We start from the raw sequence: 13,836 nt of genomic DNA on the forward strand, positions 1-13,836 counted from the left end.
TTTTCATGGTGCGGAGCAAGCACGCGTGTGGCGTCACGCACGCCGCTGCTGACGCACCTGCTCGAACAGGCAGACCGCAGCCGCGGCCGCGACGTTCAGCGACTCCATCCCGCCCGGCTGCGGGATCGTTACGCGAAGCGTGGCCGCGTCGCGCCAGAACGCCGACACGCCGGCACCCTCGTTGCCGAACACCCATGCAACCGGCCCCGACAGGTCGCAGTCGTAGACCGCCTGCGCACCGTGCGAGTCGGTCAGCGCGACCGGCACATCGAGGCGCTCGGCGAGCGCGCCGGCTTCGACGTCCTCGTGGATCGACAGCAGGAAATGCGCACCCATGCCCGAGCGCAGCACCTTCGACGACCAGGCGTACGCGGTGCCCGGCGCACAGAACACGTGGCGCACGCCTGCGGCCGCCGCGCTGCGCAGGATCGAGCCGACGTTGCCGGCGTCCTGTACGCCGTCGAGCACGACCGACGTATGCATCACGCGCGCCGGCAGCGGCTGCGCCGGCCGGTCGACGAGCAGCAGGAAGCCGACGCCGCTGACGACGTTCGACAACTGCCCGAACAGCGCGTCGGGCAGCGTGACGACCCGTTGCGCATCGATGCGCGCGACGATCGCCTGGGCCTCGGCGTGGCCGAGTGCGCCTTCGGTCGTGACGCACAGCTCGGGCGTCGCGCCCGTGTCGAGGTACGCGCTTGCGAGATGGAATCCCTCGAGCAGCGCCTGGCCGCCGCGGCGCTGATGGGACGTCGAACCCGCGAGCGCCTTCAGGCGCTTGTACAGCGGGTTGTCGCGGGAAGTAATGCTTTTCATCGAATCAGGTCGAGTGCCGCACGCACCGGTGCGAACGAGCGCCGATGGGCCTCGCACGGGCCGTGCTCGCGCAGTGCGGCCAGGTGTTTCGCGGTGCCGTAGCCCGCATGCACGTTGAAGCCGTACACCGGGAAGCGTTCGTGCAGGTCGACGAGCATGCGGTCACGGGTGACCTTCGCGAGGATCGACGCGGCCGAGATGCTCGGCACGAGCGCATCGCCGCTGACGATCGCTTCGGCACGCACCGTCAGCGTCGGGCAGCGGTTGCCGTCGATCTGCGCGAGCGTCGGCAGGACCGACAGCCCTTCAACCGCCCGCTTCATCGCGAGCATCGTCGCGTGCAGGATGTTCAGCGTGTCGATCTCGTCGACGCTCGCCGATGCGACGCAATACGACAGCGAGCGCGCGACGATCAGCTCGTACAGCGCCTCGCGCTTCTTCGCGGACAGCGCCTTCGAATCGTCGAGCCCGTCGATCGGCTGCGCCGGATCGAGGATCACCGCGGCGGCCACCACCGGCCCCGCGAGCGGGCCACGGCCCGCTTCGTCGACGCCGCAGACGATCTCGTCGGGACGGCTGAAATCGAAACCGCCCTGCCCGTCGCTCGACGCGCGACGGCGTGGTGCACGTACTGCGGTCATGCGCGCCCCTTGCGTTGTTCGAGCACGCGCACGACCGCTTCGGCCGCCTTCGCGGCCGTGTTCTGCCGCAGCGAAAGATGCATGTCGGTAAATACTTCGGTCAGCGTGCGGCGGTTCGCGTCATCGCGCAGCTGCGTGAGCGTCGCATCGGCGAGCGCCTCGGGCGTCGCGAAATGCTGCAGCAGCTCGGGCACGACGAAACGCCCCGCCAGGATGTTCGGCAAGCCGACGTACGGCAGGTAGCCCTGCCGGCGCATGATCTGCCCGGTCAGCCAGGGCACCTTGTACGAAATCACCATCGGCTTCTTCAGCAGCGCGGCTTCCAGCGTCACCGTGCCGCTCTTCACGAGGATCGCGTCGGCAGCCGTCATCGCGACCTGCGAGCGGCCGTCGGTGATCGTCAGCGCGAGCTTAGGATGCGCATCGACGAGCGGCTGCAGCAGCGCGCGCAGCGCCGGCGTCGCCGCCGGCATCACGAACCGCACGCCAGGCTCGCGCTGCTGCATCAGCGCCATCGCCGCGAAGAACGTCGGGCCGATCAGCGCGATTTCCGAACGCCGGCTGCCCGGCAGCACGGCGATCACCGGGCCGTCGGCCGGCAGTCCGAGCGCGATGCGCGCACCGTGCGTGTCGGGCTCGAGCGGGATCTCGTCGGCGAGCGGATGGCCGACGTAGGTCGAGGCAACGCCCGCCTTGTCGAGGATCGCCGGTTCGAACGGGAACAGGCACAGCATGTGATCGACGGACTTCGCGATCTTCTTGATCCGGCCGCCGCGCCATGCCCAGATCGACGGGCACACGAAGTGAATCGACGGGATGCCCGCGTCGCGCGCGGCCTGTTCGACGTTGAAGTTGAAGTCGGGCGCGTCGATGCCGATGAAGGCGTCCGGCCGCTCGGCGAGCAACTGGCGCTTCAGCTCGCCGCGAATCCGCAGGATCTCGGGAATCTGGCCCAGCGCCTCGACATAGCCGCGCACGGTCAGCTTGTCCATCTGCCAGTGCGAGTCGAAGCCCTGTGCGAGCATCCGCTGCCCGCCGATCCCGTAGTACTGGGCCGATTCGGGCAGCCGCTCGCGCAGCCCGCCGAGCAGCGACGCGCCGAGCAGGTCGCCCGACGGTTCGCCGGCCACCATCGCGAGCCGGAGCTGAGTGGTCGGAAGCGGCATCGCTTAGCGGATGATGCCGCGTTGCGACGCGTCGATGAACTCGACGAGCGCCTTCACGGATGCGTCGCCTTCGCCACCCGCCGCCGCCAGCTCGCGCAACTGCACTTTCGCTTCCTCGAGCGACAGGCCGTTCTTGTACAGCAGGCGGTACGCGCTGCGCAGCGCGGAGATCGCGTCGGGCGAGAAGCCGCGCCGGCGCAGCCCTTCGACGTTGATCCCGTGCGGCTCGGCCTTGTTGCCTGCCGCGATCACGAACGGCGGAACGTCCTGCACGAGCGCCGACGCGCCGCCCAGCATCGAGTGCGCGCCAATGCGCACGAACTGGTGGACGCCCGACATCCCGCCGACGATCGCCCAGTCGCCGATCTCGACGTGGCCGGCCATCTGTGCGTTGCTCGACAGGATCACGTGATTGCCGACGGTGCAGTCGTGACCGATGTGCACATAGGCCATGATCCAGTTGTCGTCACCGAGCGTCGTCACGCCGACGTCCTGCACGGTGCCCGTGTGGATCGTCGTGAATTCGCGGATCGTGTTGCGGTTGCCGATCACGAGCTTCGTCGGCTCGTCCTTGTACTTCATGTCCTGCGGACGACCGCCGACCGACGCGTAATGGCCGATGCGGTTGTCCTCGCCGAGCGTCGTATGGCCTTCGATCACGCTGTGCGAGCCGATCGTCGTACGCGCGCCGATCGTGACGTGCGGACCGACGATCGCGTACGGGCCGATCTCGACCGATTCGTCGATCTGTGCGCCCGCCTCGACAATCGCGGTGGGATGAATCCTGGTCATGCGCCGTTGCCTCTCGATGTGATGTGTCGCGTTGCGTTGCCTGTCCGTGCCGCGTCGCTCAGGGCGCCACGTCGGTCGTCTTGACCGTGCACATCAATTCGGCTTCCGCCGCCACCTTGCCGTCCACTTCCGCCACCGCCTTGAACTTCCAGATGCCGCGGATGTAGCGTTCGAACGTCACGTTCAGAATCAGTTGGTCGCCCGGCTCGACCGGACGCTTGAAGCGCGCGCCGTCGATCCCGACGAAGTAGTACAGCGTGTTCTCCGGATCCTTCGGCTGCTCTTCCGAGAAGGTCAGCAGCGCCGCGGCCTGCGCGAGCGCCTCGAGGATCAGCACGCCCGGCATCACCGGCCGCTTCGGGAAATGTCCCTGGAAGTACGGCTCGTTGATCGACACGTTCTTCAGCGCTTTGATTCCCTTGTGCGGTTCGAGTTCGAGCACGCGATCGACGAGCAGAATCGGGTAGCGATGCGGCAGCAGCGTGAGGATCTTGTGGATGTCGAGATTGATTTTTTCAGTGCTCATGATGGTTCGTCTCACGCAGAGGCTGCGCGGTGGTGATGCAAAGGCTGAAGCGGGCCGCCGTGCGGCCCAGTCTGGCAAACCGGGCCGGTTGCGCTGGCCGTGCCCGGTTCGAGGGCTCGCATGATGCGCTCAGGCGTCCATGCCGCCCTGGGCGGCGAGCGCGGCTTCGAGCGCCTTGATGCGCTCGCGCAGCTTGTCGAGATTGCGCACGAGCGCGGCGCTCTTGTTCCATTCGCCGTGGTCGACGGCCGGGAACGCGCTGGTATAGATGCCGGCCTTCGGCAGCGACTTCGATACGCCCGATTTCGCGGTGATGATGACATAGTCGCCGAGCGTCACGTGGCCGGCGATCCCGGCCGCGCCGCCGATCATGCAATGGCGGCCGATCGTCGTGCTGCCCGCGATCCCGGCGCTGCCGGCGATCACCGTATAGGCGCCGATCCGGCAGTTGTGGCCGATCTGCACCTGGTTGTCGATCTTCACGCATTCCTCGATGACGGTATCCGCCATCGCGCCGCGGTCGATCGTCGTGTTCGCGCCGATCTCGACGTCCGGGCCGATCGTTACGCCGCCGACCTGAGGGATCTTGACCCAGCTGCCGGTGCGCGCGTCGCCGTCGCCGACGAAATCCGGCGCGAAGCCGAAGCCGTCGGAGCCGATCACCGCGCCCGCATGGATGATCGCGCGCGGGCCGACCTTGCAGCCGTGGTATACCGACGCGCTCGGATACAGGTGCGAGCCCGCGCCGATCGTCGTGCCGCGGCCGACGAATACGTTCGCGTCGAGCTGCACGCCGTCTTCGATCACCGCACCGGCCTCGACCGTCACGTGCGGGCCGATCACCGCGCTCGCGGCAACCTGAGCGGCCGGATCGATCGTCGCGCTCGGATGCACGCCGGCGGCACGCTGCGGCGTGGCCAGGTCGATGAACATCTGCGCGACGCGCGCGAAGTATGCGTACGGATTGGGCGTGACAATGAAATTGCGGGGGCCGGCCGTCCGGCCGCTCGCGGCCGCGCCCAGCTTTTCCAGATCCTTCGGCGCGATCAGCACCGCGCCGGCGCGGGTCGACTCGACCTGCGACAGGTACTTCGGATTCGCGAGGAACGCGAGTTGCTGCGGGCCTGCCTGGTCGAGCGGTGCGAGCCCGCTCACCTTGCACTGTGCGTCGCCGGCGATCTCGCCGCCGAACCGCTTTACGAGTTCCTCAAGCGTCAATGCCATTCGTCGTCTGCTCCGTTCAGTTCGTCGAGCCGGACGCGAGCGCCTTGAGCACCTTGTCGGTGATGTCGATGCGCGGGCTGACGTACACGGCCTCCTGCACGATCAGGTCGTAATTCTGCTGCTCGGCGATCTGCTTGATGACCTTGTTCGCCCGCTCGAGCACGGCCGCCAGTTCCTCATTGCGGCGCTGGTTCAGGTCTTCGCGGAACTCGCGCTGCTTGCGCTGGAAGTCGGTATCGAGCTGGGCGAGATCGCGCTGCTTCTGCGCGCGGTCGGCCGCCGACAGTGACGCACCGTTCTTGTCCAGCGAATCGGACATCGACTTCAGACGCGCCGCCAGATCCTGCAGATCCTTGTCACGCTTCGCGAACTCGGCTTCGAGCTTCGTCTGCGCCGCCTTCGCGGGCGCCGACTCGCGCAGGATCCGATCCGAATTGACCGCCGCGATGCGGGCGACGTCCTGTGCGTGCACCGTTGCCGCGCCCAAGGCCAGCGCAACGGTCAGCGCGCACATCACTCGTTTCGAAAACTTACCGGTTAGCAAAATTACCCTCTCGTTGCTGTTGTCATGCGTTCGATCAGAACGCCGTCCCGATCTGGAACTGGAATTTCTGGTACTGGTCGCCTTCGTGCTTCTGCAGCGGGAAGCCGAGGCTCAGCTTCAGCGGGCCGATCGGCGAGATCCACGCGAGACCCACGCCGTAGCCGTAACGCAGGCCGTTGGCGCCCGTACTCGTGCCGCCCGGCGCATTGCCCCACACGTTACCGCCGTCGAGGAACGTGAACACGCGCAGCGTGCGGTCGTAGCCCGTGCCCGGCAGCGGGAACGTCAGCTCGATGTTGCCGACGACCATCTTCGAACCGCCGATCGGGTCGTTCGTCGTGGTGTCGCGCGGGCCCAGCGAGCTCGGCTCGTAGCCACGCACGGAGCCGATACCGCCCGCGTAGTAGTTCTTGAAGATCGGGTACGTGTTGCCGATACCGTTACCGTAGCCGCCCTGCAGGTTCAGGCCCAGGATGAAGCCGCGCGAGAACGAATAATAGTACTGCGCCTGCACGTCGGTCTTGTAGTACTGGATCTTCCCGATGGGTGCGCCATATTCGACGTTCGCTTGCGTGAAGTAGCCCCGGCTCGGGATCAGCGCACTGTCGCGCGCGTCACGCGACCACGCAACCGTCAGCGGCGCGGTGTTCGACACGCGGCCGAACTCGTTCACGTAGTCCTTGTAGCTCTGCGGCGTCGCCGAATCGACATCGAGACGGTTCTGCTCGAGACCCACGCCGAAATAAACGGTGTCGACCTCGGAGAACGGGATACCGAACTTGAGGTTGCCGCCCACGGTAATGATCCGGAAGCTCGAGCTCGTCGAATAGTAGAGCGGCTGGTACGTGCGGTAGTAGACGTCCGTGATCCGCTTGATGCCGTCGACCGTGAAATACGGGTCGACCTGCGTGACGGTCAGCGTGCGGTAGCTCTTCGCGGTGTTGACGTTCACCGACAGGCTGGTACCCGAACCGAACACGTTGTCCTGCGACACGCCGGCCGACAGCACGACCTTGTCCGTCGACGAGAAGCCGGCACCCAGCGTGATCGCGCCAGTCGGCTTTTCGTCGACCTTCACGTTCACGTCGACCTGGTCGTTCGTGCCTTCGACCGGCACCGTCGTCACGTCGACGTTGGTGAAGTAGCCGAGACGGTTCACGCGATCCTTCGACAGCGCGAGGCGGTTCGAGTCGAACCACGAGCTTTCGAGCTGGCGCATTTCGCGGCGCACCACTTCGTCGCGCGTGCGCGTGTTGCCGACGACGTTGATGCGGCGCACGTACACGCGGCGGCTCGGATCGACGACGAGGTTCAGGTTCACCTTGTGGTTCGCCTGGTCGATGTCCGGCTGCGCGTTGACGGTCGCGAATGCGTAACCGTACTCGCCGAGCTTGTCGACGATCGACTTGGTGGTCTGCTGCAGCTTTTCGGCCGAGAAGCGGTCGCCCGGCTTGATCTTGATCAGCTTGTTGAGTTCGGCTTCGCGATCGAGCAGGTTGCCCGACAGCTTGATGCCCGACACCGTGTACGGCTCGCCTTCGTGCAGCGTGACCGTCAGGTACATGTCCTTCTTGTCGGGCGAGATCGACACCTGGGTCGACTCGATGTTGAACTCGAGGTAGCCGCGGTTCAGGTAATACGAGCGCACCGCCTCGAGGTCGCCCGTGAGCTTTTCCTTCGAGTACAGGTCGTTCTTCGTGTACCAGGAGAACCAGTTCGGCGTCGACAGCTGCATCTCGTCGCGCAGCGTGCTCGTGCTGAACACCTTGTTGCCGATGAAGTTGATCTGGCGGATCTTCGCGCTCGGCCCTTCGGCGACCGCGAACAGGATCGACACGCGGTTCGCGTCGACCGGCGTGACCGTCGTCTTGACCTCGGCCGCGTAGAAGCCGCGCGTGAGGTACTGGCGCTTGAGCTCCTGCTCCGCCTTGTCGACGAGCGCCTTGTCGTAGTAACGGCCGTCGGCGAGGCCGACCGCGCGCAGCGCCTTCGTCAGGTTATCCTTGTCGAATTCCTTCGTGCCGGTGAAGTCGATCGACGCGATGGCCGGACGCTCCTGCACCTGCACGATCACGACGTTGCCCTGCGTGGCGATGCGTACGTCGTTGAAGAAGCCCGTCGCGTACAGCGCGCGGATTGCTTCGGATGCCTTGTCGTCCGTGAAGGTATCGCCCTGCTTGATCGGCAGGTAGGCGAACACCGAACCCGCTTCGACGCGCTGCAGCCCCTCGATCTTGATGTCTTGCACCACGAACGGTGCCGCTGCATGCGCCGCGAGGCCGTGCGCGGCGAGCGCGGCCGCTGCAACTGTCTTAGGTACAAAGCGATGAGGTTTGAACAACATGCATCCCCAATATTTAGCTGCATCAAATCAGGCGGCTGCCCAGCGGCGGCCGCCTGACGCTTCAGAAATGGATTAACCGAGCCAGATCGTTGAACAGCGCGATCGCCGATAATGCGACGATGCAGATCAACCCGGCTCTTTGCAGAATCAGCTGCCAGCGCTCCGAGACGGCTTTCCCGGTCGCGGCTTCAACCGCATAATATAACAGATGCCCCCCGTCCAAAACGGGAATCGGCAACAAGTTCAGGACGCCAAGGCTAATGCTGACAAGGGCGAGGAACGACAGGAACGCCGACGGGCCAAGCCGCGCACTCTTGCCCGCGTAGTCCGCGATCGTTACCGGGCCGGACAGGTTCTTCAGCGACGCGTTGCCCGTGATCATGCGCCCGAACATCCGCAGCGAATACACGGAGATGTCCCATGTGCGGTGCGCGCCGAGCCGTAGGCTCTCGATCGGCCCGTACCGTACGTCGACGGACGGCGCATGCATCGACAGCGCCGCGCCGATACGGCCGACCTCCTGCCCCGACTCGTCGTCGCGCTGCATCTGCGGCACGATCGACACGGTCTGCGCGGCGCCGTCGCGCTCGATCTGCAGATCGAGCGGCGTGCCCGCATGGTGTTTCACGAAATCGATGAAACGCGACGCGCCGCCGATCGGCTTGCCGTCGAGCGCGACCAGCTTGTCGCCGGACTTCAGCCCCGCCTGCTCCGCCGCGCTGCCGGGCTGCACCGACGCGACCGACAGCGTGCCGCCGCCGGTCTCGAAGCCCAGATGGGCCATGAAATCGTCGTCGAGCTGACTTTCGGGAACATTGCGCAGGTCGACGCGAAAATCGAACGTCGTGTTGCCGTCTCGTGCACCGAGCACGATCTCGCGGTGATCGAACGCAGCCGCCAGCAGCTTCCAGCGCAGGTCCGACCACGACCGCACCGGCTCGGACTCGCCGCCCTGCCCGTTGCGGATCGACACGATCGTCTCGTTGCCGTCGAAGCCCGCGCGCGCCGCCACCGTGCCGGCGGCCGGCGGTGCGACGATCGCGGCCGGCTCGGTTACGCCGGTGGCGAATACGATGGAAAACAGTGCAATTGCCAACAGAAAGTTGGCAATTGGTCCGGCCGCGACGATTGCGATGCGCTTGTAGACGGATTGCCGGTTGAACGCCTGACCGAGTTCCTCGGGCGGGATGCCGGGGCCGGGATCGCGTTCGTCGAGCATCTTCACGTAGCCGCCGAGCGGCAGCGCCGACAGCGTCCACTCGGTGCCCGTCCTGCGGCTGACCCAGCGCGCGACGGGCTGGCCGAAGCCGATCGAGAAACGCAGCACCTTCACGCCGCACCAGCGCGCGACGCGATAGTGTCCGTACTCATGCACGACGACCAGCACCCCGATCGCCACCGCAAACGCGATCAGTTCGACCAGCACGTTCATGAGCACTCCATTCAGACAGTGCGCTCCACGCGTGGCGCAGGCGCTTTCGCAATGATGTCGGCGGCAAGGCGGCGTGCCTCGGCATCCGCCGCCAGGACGTCCTCGAGCCCGTCGGGCGTACGGTTCGGCAGCGTGTTGAGCACGGCGTCGACCGTCGCCGCAATCGCCATGAAGCCGATGCGGCGCTCGAGAAACGCTTCGACCGCGACTTCGTTCGCCGCGTTCAATGCGGCGCTCGCGATACCGCCTTCCTCAAGCGCCTTCAGCGCGAGCGCGAGGCACGGGAAGCGCGCGTAATCGGGCTTCTCGAACGACAGCTGGGCGATCTGCGCGAGATCGAGCTGCTCGACGCCCGCATCGACACGCTCGGGGAATGCGAGCGCGTGTGCGATCGGCGTGCGCATGTCGGGGTTGCCGAGCTGTGCGAGCACCGAGCCGTCGCGATACGACACGAGCGAATGGATCACGCTCTGCGGGTGGATCAGCACGTCGATCCGGTCGCCCGGCAGCCCGAAGATCCAGTGCGCCTCGATCACCTCGAGGCCCTTGTTCATCATCGTCGCGGAATCGACCGAGATCTTGCGGCCCATCACCCAGTTCGGATGCTTGCACGCCTCGTCCGGCGTCACGTCGACCAGCGTAGCCGGTTCGCGCGTGCGGAACGGCCCCCCCGACGCGGTCAGGATGATCTTCGCGATCCCGCCGTGCTCGGCCGCGTCGCGCGGCATGCACTGGAAGATCGCGTTGTGCTCGCTGTCGACCGGCAGCAGGATCGCGCCATGGTCGCGCACGGCGTCCATGAAGATCGCGCCCGACATCACCAGCGCTTCCTTGTTCGCGAGCAGGATGCGCTTGCCGGCGCGCGCGGCCGCAAGGCTCGGCGCCATGCCGGCCGCACCGACGATCGCCGCGACCACCGTGTCGCAGCCATCGCTCTTCGACACGTCGACGAGCGCCTGCGGCCCGTGCAGCACGGTCGTCTTGCTGCCCGCCGCGCGCAGCTTCGCGTCGACGTGCGCGGCCGTCGCGGCATCGCCCACCACCGCCACTTCGGGTGCGAAGCGCAGGCACTGCTCGACCAGCTTGTCGCCGTTGCGGTGTGCGGTCAGCGCATAGACCGAGAAACGCTCGGGATGGCGCGCGACCACGTCGAGCGTGCTGTCTCCGATCGAGCCCGTGGAACCGAGCAATGTCAGACGTTTTTGCATAACAGAATTAATGGTTTAACCAAGCAGCAGCATCGCGAGCGGCAGCACCGGCAGCAGCGCGTCGACACGGTCGAGTACGCCGCCATGGCCAGGCAGCAGTCCGCTCGAATCCTTCACGCCCGCCTGCCGCTTCAGCAACGACTCGAACAGGTCGCCGATCACGCTGTACGCGACCAGCAGCGTCAGTGCGGCCCACGCGCCGGGCATCCCGTAACGCACGGCGAACGCGGAAAACAGGGTCGGCTCGAACGCATGCGCGGCCATCGCGACACCGGCGACGACCATGACGGCGAGCCAGCCACCGATCGCGCCTTCCCAGCTCTTGCCGGGGCTGATCGTGATGGCCAGTTTACGCTTTCCGAAGGCCTTGCCCGCGAAGTATGCGCCGATATCGGCGAGCCAGACGACCAGAAGCAGCGACAACACGAACGGCACGCCCTGCGTGCGCGCCGCGACGAGCGCATGCCAGCAGGCCGCAAAGACCACAAGGCCGGCCGCGAGCAGGAACGGCCGCCATACGCCGCCCGCGAGCTCCGGCTTGCGCCGCAGCGTAAACGGGCCGACCAGCAGCCAGAACACGCCGGCTGCCATGAAAAGGGGACGGGACGAAGCCGCGTCAACGCCGAGCGGCACCGTTGCCGCGAGCGCCAGCGCCGCGACGGCTGCATAGACGACCGGGCCGGCGCCGCCGAGCTTGAGCAGGCGCGCCCATTCCCATGCGGCAAACACGAGCACGACGCCGATCAGCGCGCCGAACGCGGTGAGCGGCGCGAACAGCGTCACCGGCAGCAGTACCGCCAGCATCACGATCGCCGTGATCACACGGGTTTTCAGCATGAAAGGGAGTCGGCGTTCTGCGATTGTGGTTCGAGCTGTGCGCTCGTGCGGCCGAAACGGCGCTCGCGCTCCGTATACGACGCCAGTGCGTCGGCCAATGCCGCGCCGTCGAAATCCGGCCAGTATTTGTCGGTGAAATAGAATTCGGCGTACGCGAGTTGCCACAGCAGGAAGTTGCTGACGCGCTGCTCGCCACCGGTGCGGATGAAGAGATCGGGCTCCGGCGCATAGGCCATCGCCAGGTGCGGCGCGAATGCGTCCTCGGTCACCTCGACCTCGCGACCTTCGCGCACGGCCTGCTCGACGAGCTTCTTCGTCGCCTGCAGGATGTCCCACCGGCCGCCGTAGTTGGCCGCGATGGTGAGCGTAAGACGGGTATTGCGCGCCGTCTTGGTTTCGGCGCGGCGAATCAGTTCGCGGATGCGCGGCTCGAAGCGGTCGAGATCGCCGACGACACGCAGGCGGATCCCGTTCGCGTGAAGCTTGCCGACCTCGCGCTCGAGCGCGGTGATGAAGAGACGCATCAGGAACGACACTTCGTCGTTCGGACGGCGCCAGTTCTCCGAACTGAACGCGAACAGCGTCAGGTATTCGACGCCGGCGCGCGCGCAACCTTCGACCACCGCCCGCACGGCATCGACGCCGCGGGTGTGCCCCGCGACGCGCGGCAAGCGGCGTTCGGTGGCCCAACGGCCGTTGCCGTCCATGATGATCGCGATGTGACGCGGCACGACGCCGACGTCAGGCACGCGAACGGTAGAGCTGGTATAGGTCATGGCCGTTGAGACAGTTGCGGGAAGAAGGCGGCGCGCGAGGACGGTCGTCAGACCGTCATGATCTCGGCTTCCTTGGTCTGTACGAGCTTGTCGATTTCGGCGACGTGCTTGTCGGTCAGCTTCTGCACGTCGTCGCTCGCACGGCGCTCGTCGTCTTCCGAGATTTCCTTGTCCTTCACGAGCTTCTTGAGCGCTTCGTTCGCGTCGCGGCGCAGGTTGCGGATCGCGACCTTGGCCGTTTCGCCTTCGCTCTTGACGACCTTGGTGAGCTCGCGGCGGCGCTCTTCCGTCAGCGCGGGCATCGGCACGCGGATCAGGTCGCCGGCGGTGGCCGGGTTCAGGCCCAGGTCGGCTTCGCGAATGGCCTTCTCGACCTTCGCGACCATGTTCTTTTCCCACGGCTGCACGCCGATCGTGCGCGCATCGACGAGCGTCAGGTTAGCGACCTGCGAGATCGGCACCATCGACCCGTAGTAGTCGACCTGCACGTGATCGAGCAGACCGGTGTGTGCACGGCCCGTACGGATCTTTGCCAGATCGTTCTTGAACGCTTCGATCGAGCGCTGCATCTTTTGCTCGACGCCCTTCTTGGTATCAGCGACACTCATTTCAACCTCCGAACCTTCTAACCTTCAAAGAACGCGGGACCTGCCCGGCGCATCCGGTGCGCCGCGGCCAACGACCCGCATCCGCGGGAGTTTACACGTGGACGAGCGTACCTTCGTCCTCGCCCAGCACGATGCGCTTGAGCGCGCCCGGCTTGTTGATCGAAAACACGCGAATCGGCAGCTTCTGGTCGCGGCACAGCGCAAAGGCCGTCGCGTCCATCACCTGCAGGTTGCGGCTGATCGCCTCGTCGAAAGTGATCGTCGTGTAACGCGTGGCCGACGGATCCTTCTTCGGATCGGCAGAATATACGCCATCGACCTTGGTCGCCTTCAATACGACCTCGGCGCCCACTTCCGAACCGCGCAGCGCGGCGGCCGTGTCCGTCGTGAAGAACGGGTTGCCCGTACCGGCCGCGAAGATCACGACGCGGCCTTCCTCGAGCTGGCGGATCGCGCGGGGCCGGATGTACGGCTCGACGACCTGGTCCATCCGCAGCGCGGACTGCACGCGCGCCTCGATGCCGGCGTGGCGCATCGCGTCCTGCAGCGCCAGCGCGTTCATCATCGTCGCGAGCATCCCCATGTAGTCTGCCGTCGCGCGATCCATGCCGGCCGCGCCGCCCGCGACACCGCGGAAAATATTACCGCCACCGATCACGACCGCGAGCTGCGTACCGAGACGCACGACTTCGGCGATATCGGCCACCATCCGTTCGATCGTCGCGCGATTGATGCCAAAGGCATCGTCGCCCATCAGTGCTTCGCCGGAGAGTTTGAGGAGAACGCGTTTATAGGCATTGGACATAGGGGCTTCCGAGCGACGAGAGGATGACAACCACGAACTGTAGGGGCGAAATACTGATTCGGGCAAGCGCCGACGGTCGGACCGGGTTTCCCGGCCGGCCGGCGGCGGCGCCGACCG

14 protein-coding genes are annotated in these 13,836 nt (G+C 66.2%); all 14 read right to left on the minus strand.

All coding sequences use genetic code 11. The features are described 5' to 3' along the window. Nucleotides 1-33 precede the first annotated feature (33 nt). The gene (locus tag HWX36_RS18040) at nt 34-816 is read right to left on the minus strand and encodes an RNA methyltransferase (protein ID WP_175953383.1); all 783 of its coding nucleotides are present in this window, start codon (nt 814-816) and stop codon (nt 34-36) included. Next, nucleotides 813-1,457 (minus strand): ribonuclease HII, encoded by a 645-nt coding sequence (gene rnhB / locus HWX36_RS18045; RefSeq protein ID WP_175953384.1) that lies wholly within the window; start codon nt 1,455-1,457, stop codon nt 813-815. Before rnhB ends, HWX36_RS18040 begins: the two co-directional genes overlap by 4 nt. Then, the gene (gene lpxB / locus HWX36_RS18050) at nt 1,454-2,623 is read right to left on the minus strand and encodes a lipid-A-disaccharide synthase (RefSeq protein WP_175953385.1); all 1,170 of its coding nucleotides are present in this window, start codon (nt 2,621-2,623) and stop codon (nt 1,454-1,456) included. The genes rnhB and lpxB overlap by 4 nt, the downstream gene beginning before the upstream one ends. Nucleotides 2,624-2,626: 3 nt before the next feature. After that, nucleotides 2,627-3,415 (minus strand): acyl-ACP--UDP-N-acetylglucosamine O-acyltransferase, encoded by a 789-nt coding sequence (gene lpxA, locus HWX36_RS18055; protein WP_175953386.1) that lies wholly within the window; start codon nt 3,413-3,415, stop codon nt 2,627-2,629. A gap of 58 nt (nt 3,416-3,473) precedes the next feature. Continuing rightward, nucleotides 3,474-3,941 (minus strand): 3-hydroxyacyl-ACP dehydratase FabZ, encoded by a 468-nt coding sequence (gene fabZ, locus HWX36_RS18060; protein ID WP_011352450.1) that lies wholly within the window; start codon nt 3,939-3,941, stop codon nt 3,474-3,476. 129 nt (nt 3,942-4,070) lie between these two features. Further along, nucleotides 4,071-5,165 carry a UDP-3-O-(3-hydroxymyristoyl)glucosamine N-acyltransferase gene (gene lpxD, locus HWX36_RS18065; RefSeq protein WP_175953387.1) on the minus strand — a complete coding sequence of 365 codons (1,095 nt, stop codon included), beginning with the start codon at nt 5,163-5,165 and terminating at the stop codon, nt 4,071-4,073. Between the two features lie 16 nt (nt 5,166-5,181). Further along, nucleotides 5,182-5,679, minus strand: a complete 498-nt coding sequence (locus tag HWX36_RS18070; protein WP_043190836.1) for an OmpH family outer membrane protein — start codon at nt 5,677-5,679, stop codon at nt 5,182-5,184. A 64-nt stretch (nt 5,680-5,743) separates the two neighbouring features. Then, on the minus strand, nt 5,744-8,053 hold the full coding sequence (bamA, locus tag HWX36_RS18075) for an outer membrane protein assembly factor BamA (protein WP_175953388.1): 2,310 nt from the start codon (nt 8,051-8,053) through the stop codon (nt 5,744-5,746). Nucleotides 8,054-8,114: 61 nt separating this feature from the next. Beyond that, nucleotides 8,115-9,485: an RIP metalloprotease RseP gene (gene rseP, locus HWX36_RS18080; protein WP_175953389.1), complete on the minus strand. Its 1,371-nt coding sequence runs from the start codon at nt 9,483-9,485 to the stop codon at nt 8,115-8,117. An 11-nt stretch (nt 9,486-9,496) separates the two neighbouring features. Next, on the minus strand, nt 9,497-10,693 hold the full coding sequence (locus HWX36_RS18085) for a 1-deoxy-D-xylulose-5-phosphate reductoisomerase (protein ID WP_175953390.1): 1,197 nt from the start codon (nt 10,691-10,693) through the stop codon (nt 9,497-9,499). A 15-nt stretch (nt 10,694-10,708) separates the two neighbouring features. Further along, on the minus strand, nt 10,709-11,530 hold the full coding sequence (locus tag HWX36_RS18090) for a phosphatidate cytidylyltransferase (RefSeq protein ID WP_175953391.1): 822 nt from the start codon (nt 11,528-11,530) through the stop codon (nt 10,709-10,711). Continuing rightward, complete coding sequence (gene uppS / locus HWX36_RS18095) at nt 11,524-12,306, minus strand: polyprenyl diphosphate synthase (protein WP_034188847.1); 783 nt, start codon at nt 12,304-12,306, stop codon at nt 11,524-11,526. Before uppS ends, HWX36_RS18090 begins: the two co-directional genes overlap by 7 nt. A gap of 47 nt (nt 12,307-12,353) precedes the next feature. Further along, entirely contained in the window at nt 12,354-12,914 is a 561-nt protein-coding gene (frr, locus tag HWX36_RS18100; RefSeq protein WP_021159105.1) for a ribosome recycling factor, read from the minus strand. Between the two features lie 91 nt (nt 12,915-13,005). Further along, nucleotides 13,006-13,719 carry a UMP kinase gene (pyrH, locus tag HWX36_RS18105; RefSeq protein ID WP_011352459.1) on the minus strand — a complete coding sequence of 238 codons (714 nt, stop codon included), beginning with the start codon at nt 13,717-13,719 and terminating at the stop codon, nt 13,006-13,008. Between the last annotated feature and the right edge of the window lie 117 nt (nt 13,720-13,836).

The sequence above is a fragment of the Burkholderia sp. BCC0405 genome (assembly GCF_902833075.1).
Lineage (GTDB): Bacteria > Pseudomonadota > Gammaproteobacteria > Burkholderiales > Burkholderiaceae > Burkholderia.

Coding starts and splice junctions, on each gene's coding strand:
- HWX36_RS18070 (WP_043190836.1), bottom strand. CDS start 5,679: ATGTGCGCGCTGACCGTTGCGCTGGCCTTGGGCGCGGCAACGGTGCAC.
- lpxD (WP_175953387.1), bottom strand. CDS start 5,165: ATGGCATTGACGCTTGAGGAACTCGTAAAGCGGTTCGGCGGCGAGATC.
- rnhB (WP_175953384.1), bottom strand. CDS start 1,457: ATGACCGCAGTACGTGCACCACGCCGTCGCGCGTCGAGCGACGGGCAG.
- rseP (WP_175953389.1), bottom strand. CDS start 9,485: ATGAACGTGCTGGTCGAACTGATCGCGTTTGCGGTGGCGATCGGGGTG.
- HWX36_RS18040 (WP_175953383.1), bottom strand. CDS start 816: ATGAAAAGCATTACTTCCCGCGACAACCCGCTGTACAAGCGCCTGAAG.
- pyrH (WP_011352459.1), bottom strand. CDS start 13,719: ATGTCCAATGCCTATAAACGCGTTCTCCTCAAACTCTCCGGCGAAGCA.
- HWX36_RS18090 (WP_175953391.1), bottom strand. CDS start 11,530: ATGCTGAAAACCCGTGTGATCACGGCGATCGTGATGCTGGCGGTACTG.
- lpxA (WP_175953386.1), bottom strand. CDS start 3,415: ATGACCAGGATTCATCCCACCGCGATTGTCGAGGCGGGCGCACAGATC.
- bamA (WP_175953388.1), bottom strand. CDS start 8,053: ATGTTGTTCAAACCTCATCGCTTTGTACCTAAGACAGTTGCAGCGGCC.
- lpxB (WP_175953385.1), bottom strand. CDS start 2,623: ATGCCGCTTCCGACCACTCAGCTCCGGCTCGCGATGGTGGCCGGCGAA.
- fabZ (WP_011352450.1), bottom strand. CDS start 3,941: ATGAGCACTGAAAAAATCAATCTCGACATCCACAAGATCCTCACGCTG.
- uppS (WP_034188847.1), bottom strand. CDS start 12,306: ATGACCTATACCAGCTCTACCGTTCGCGTGCCTGACGTCGGCGTCGTG.
- frr (WP_021159105.1), bottom strand. CDS start 12,914: ATGAGTGTCGCTGATACCAAGAAGGGCGTCGAGCAAAAGATGCAGCGC.
- HWX36_RS18085 (WP_175953390.1), bottom strand. CDS start 10,693: ATGCAAAAACGTCTGACATTGCTCGGTTCCACGGGCTCGATCGGAGAC.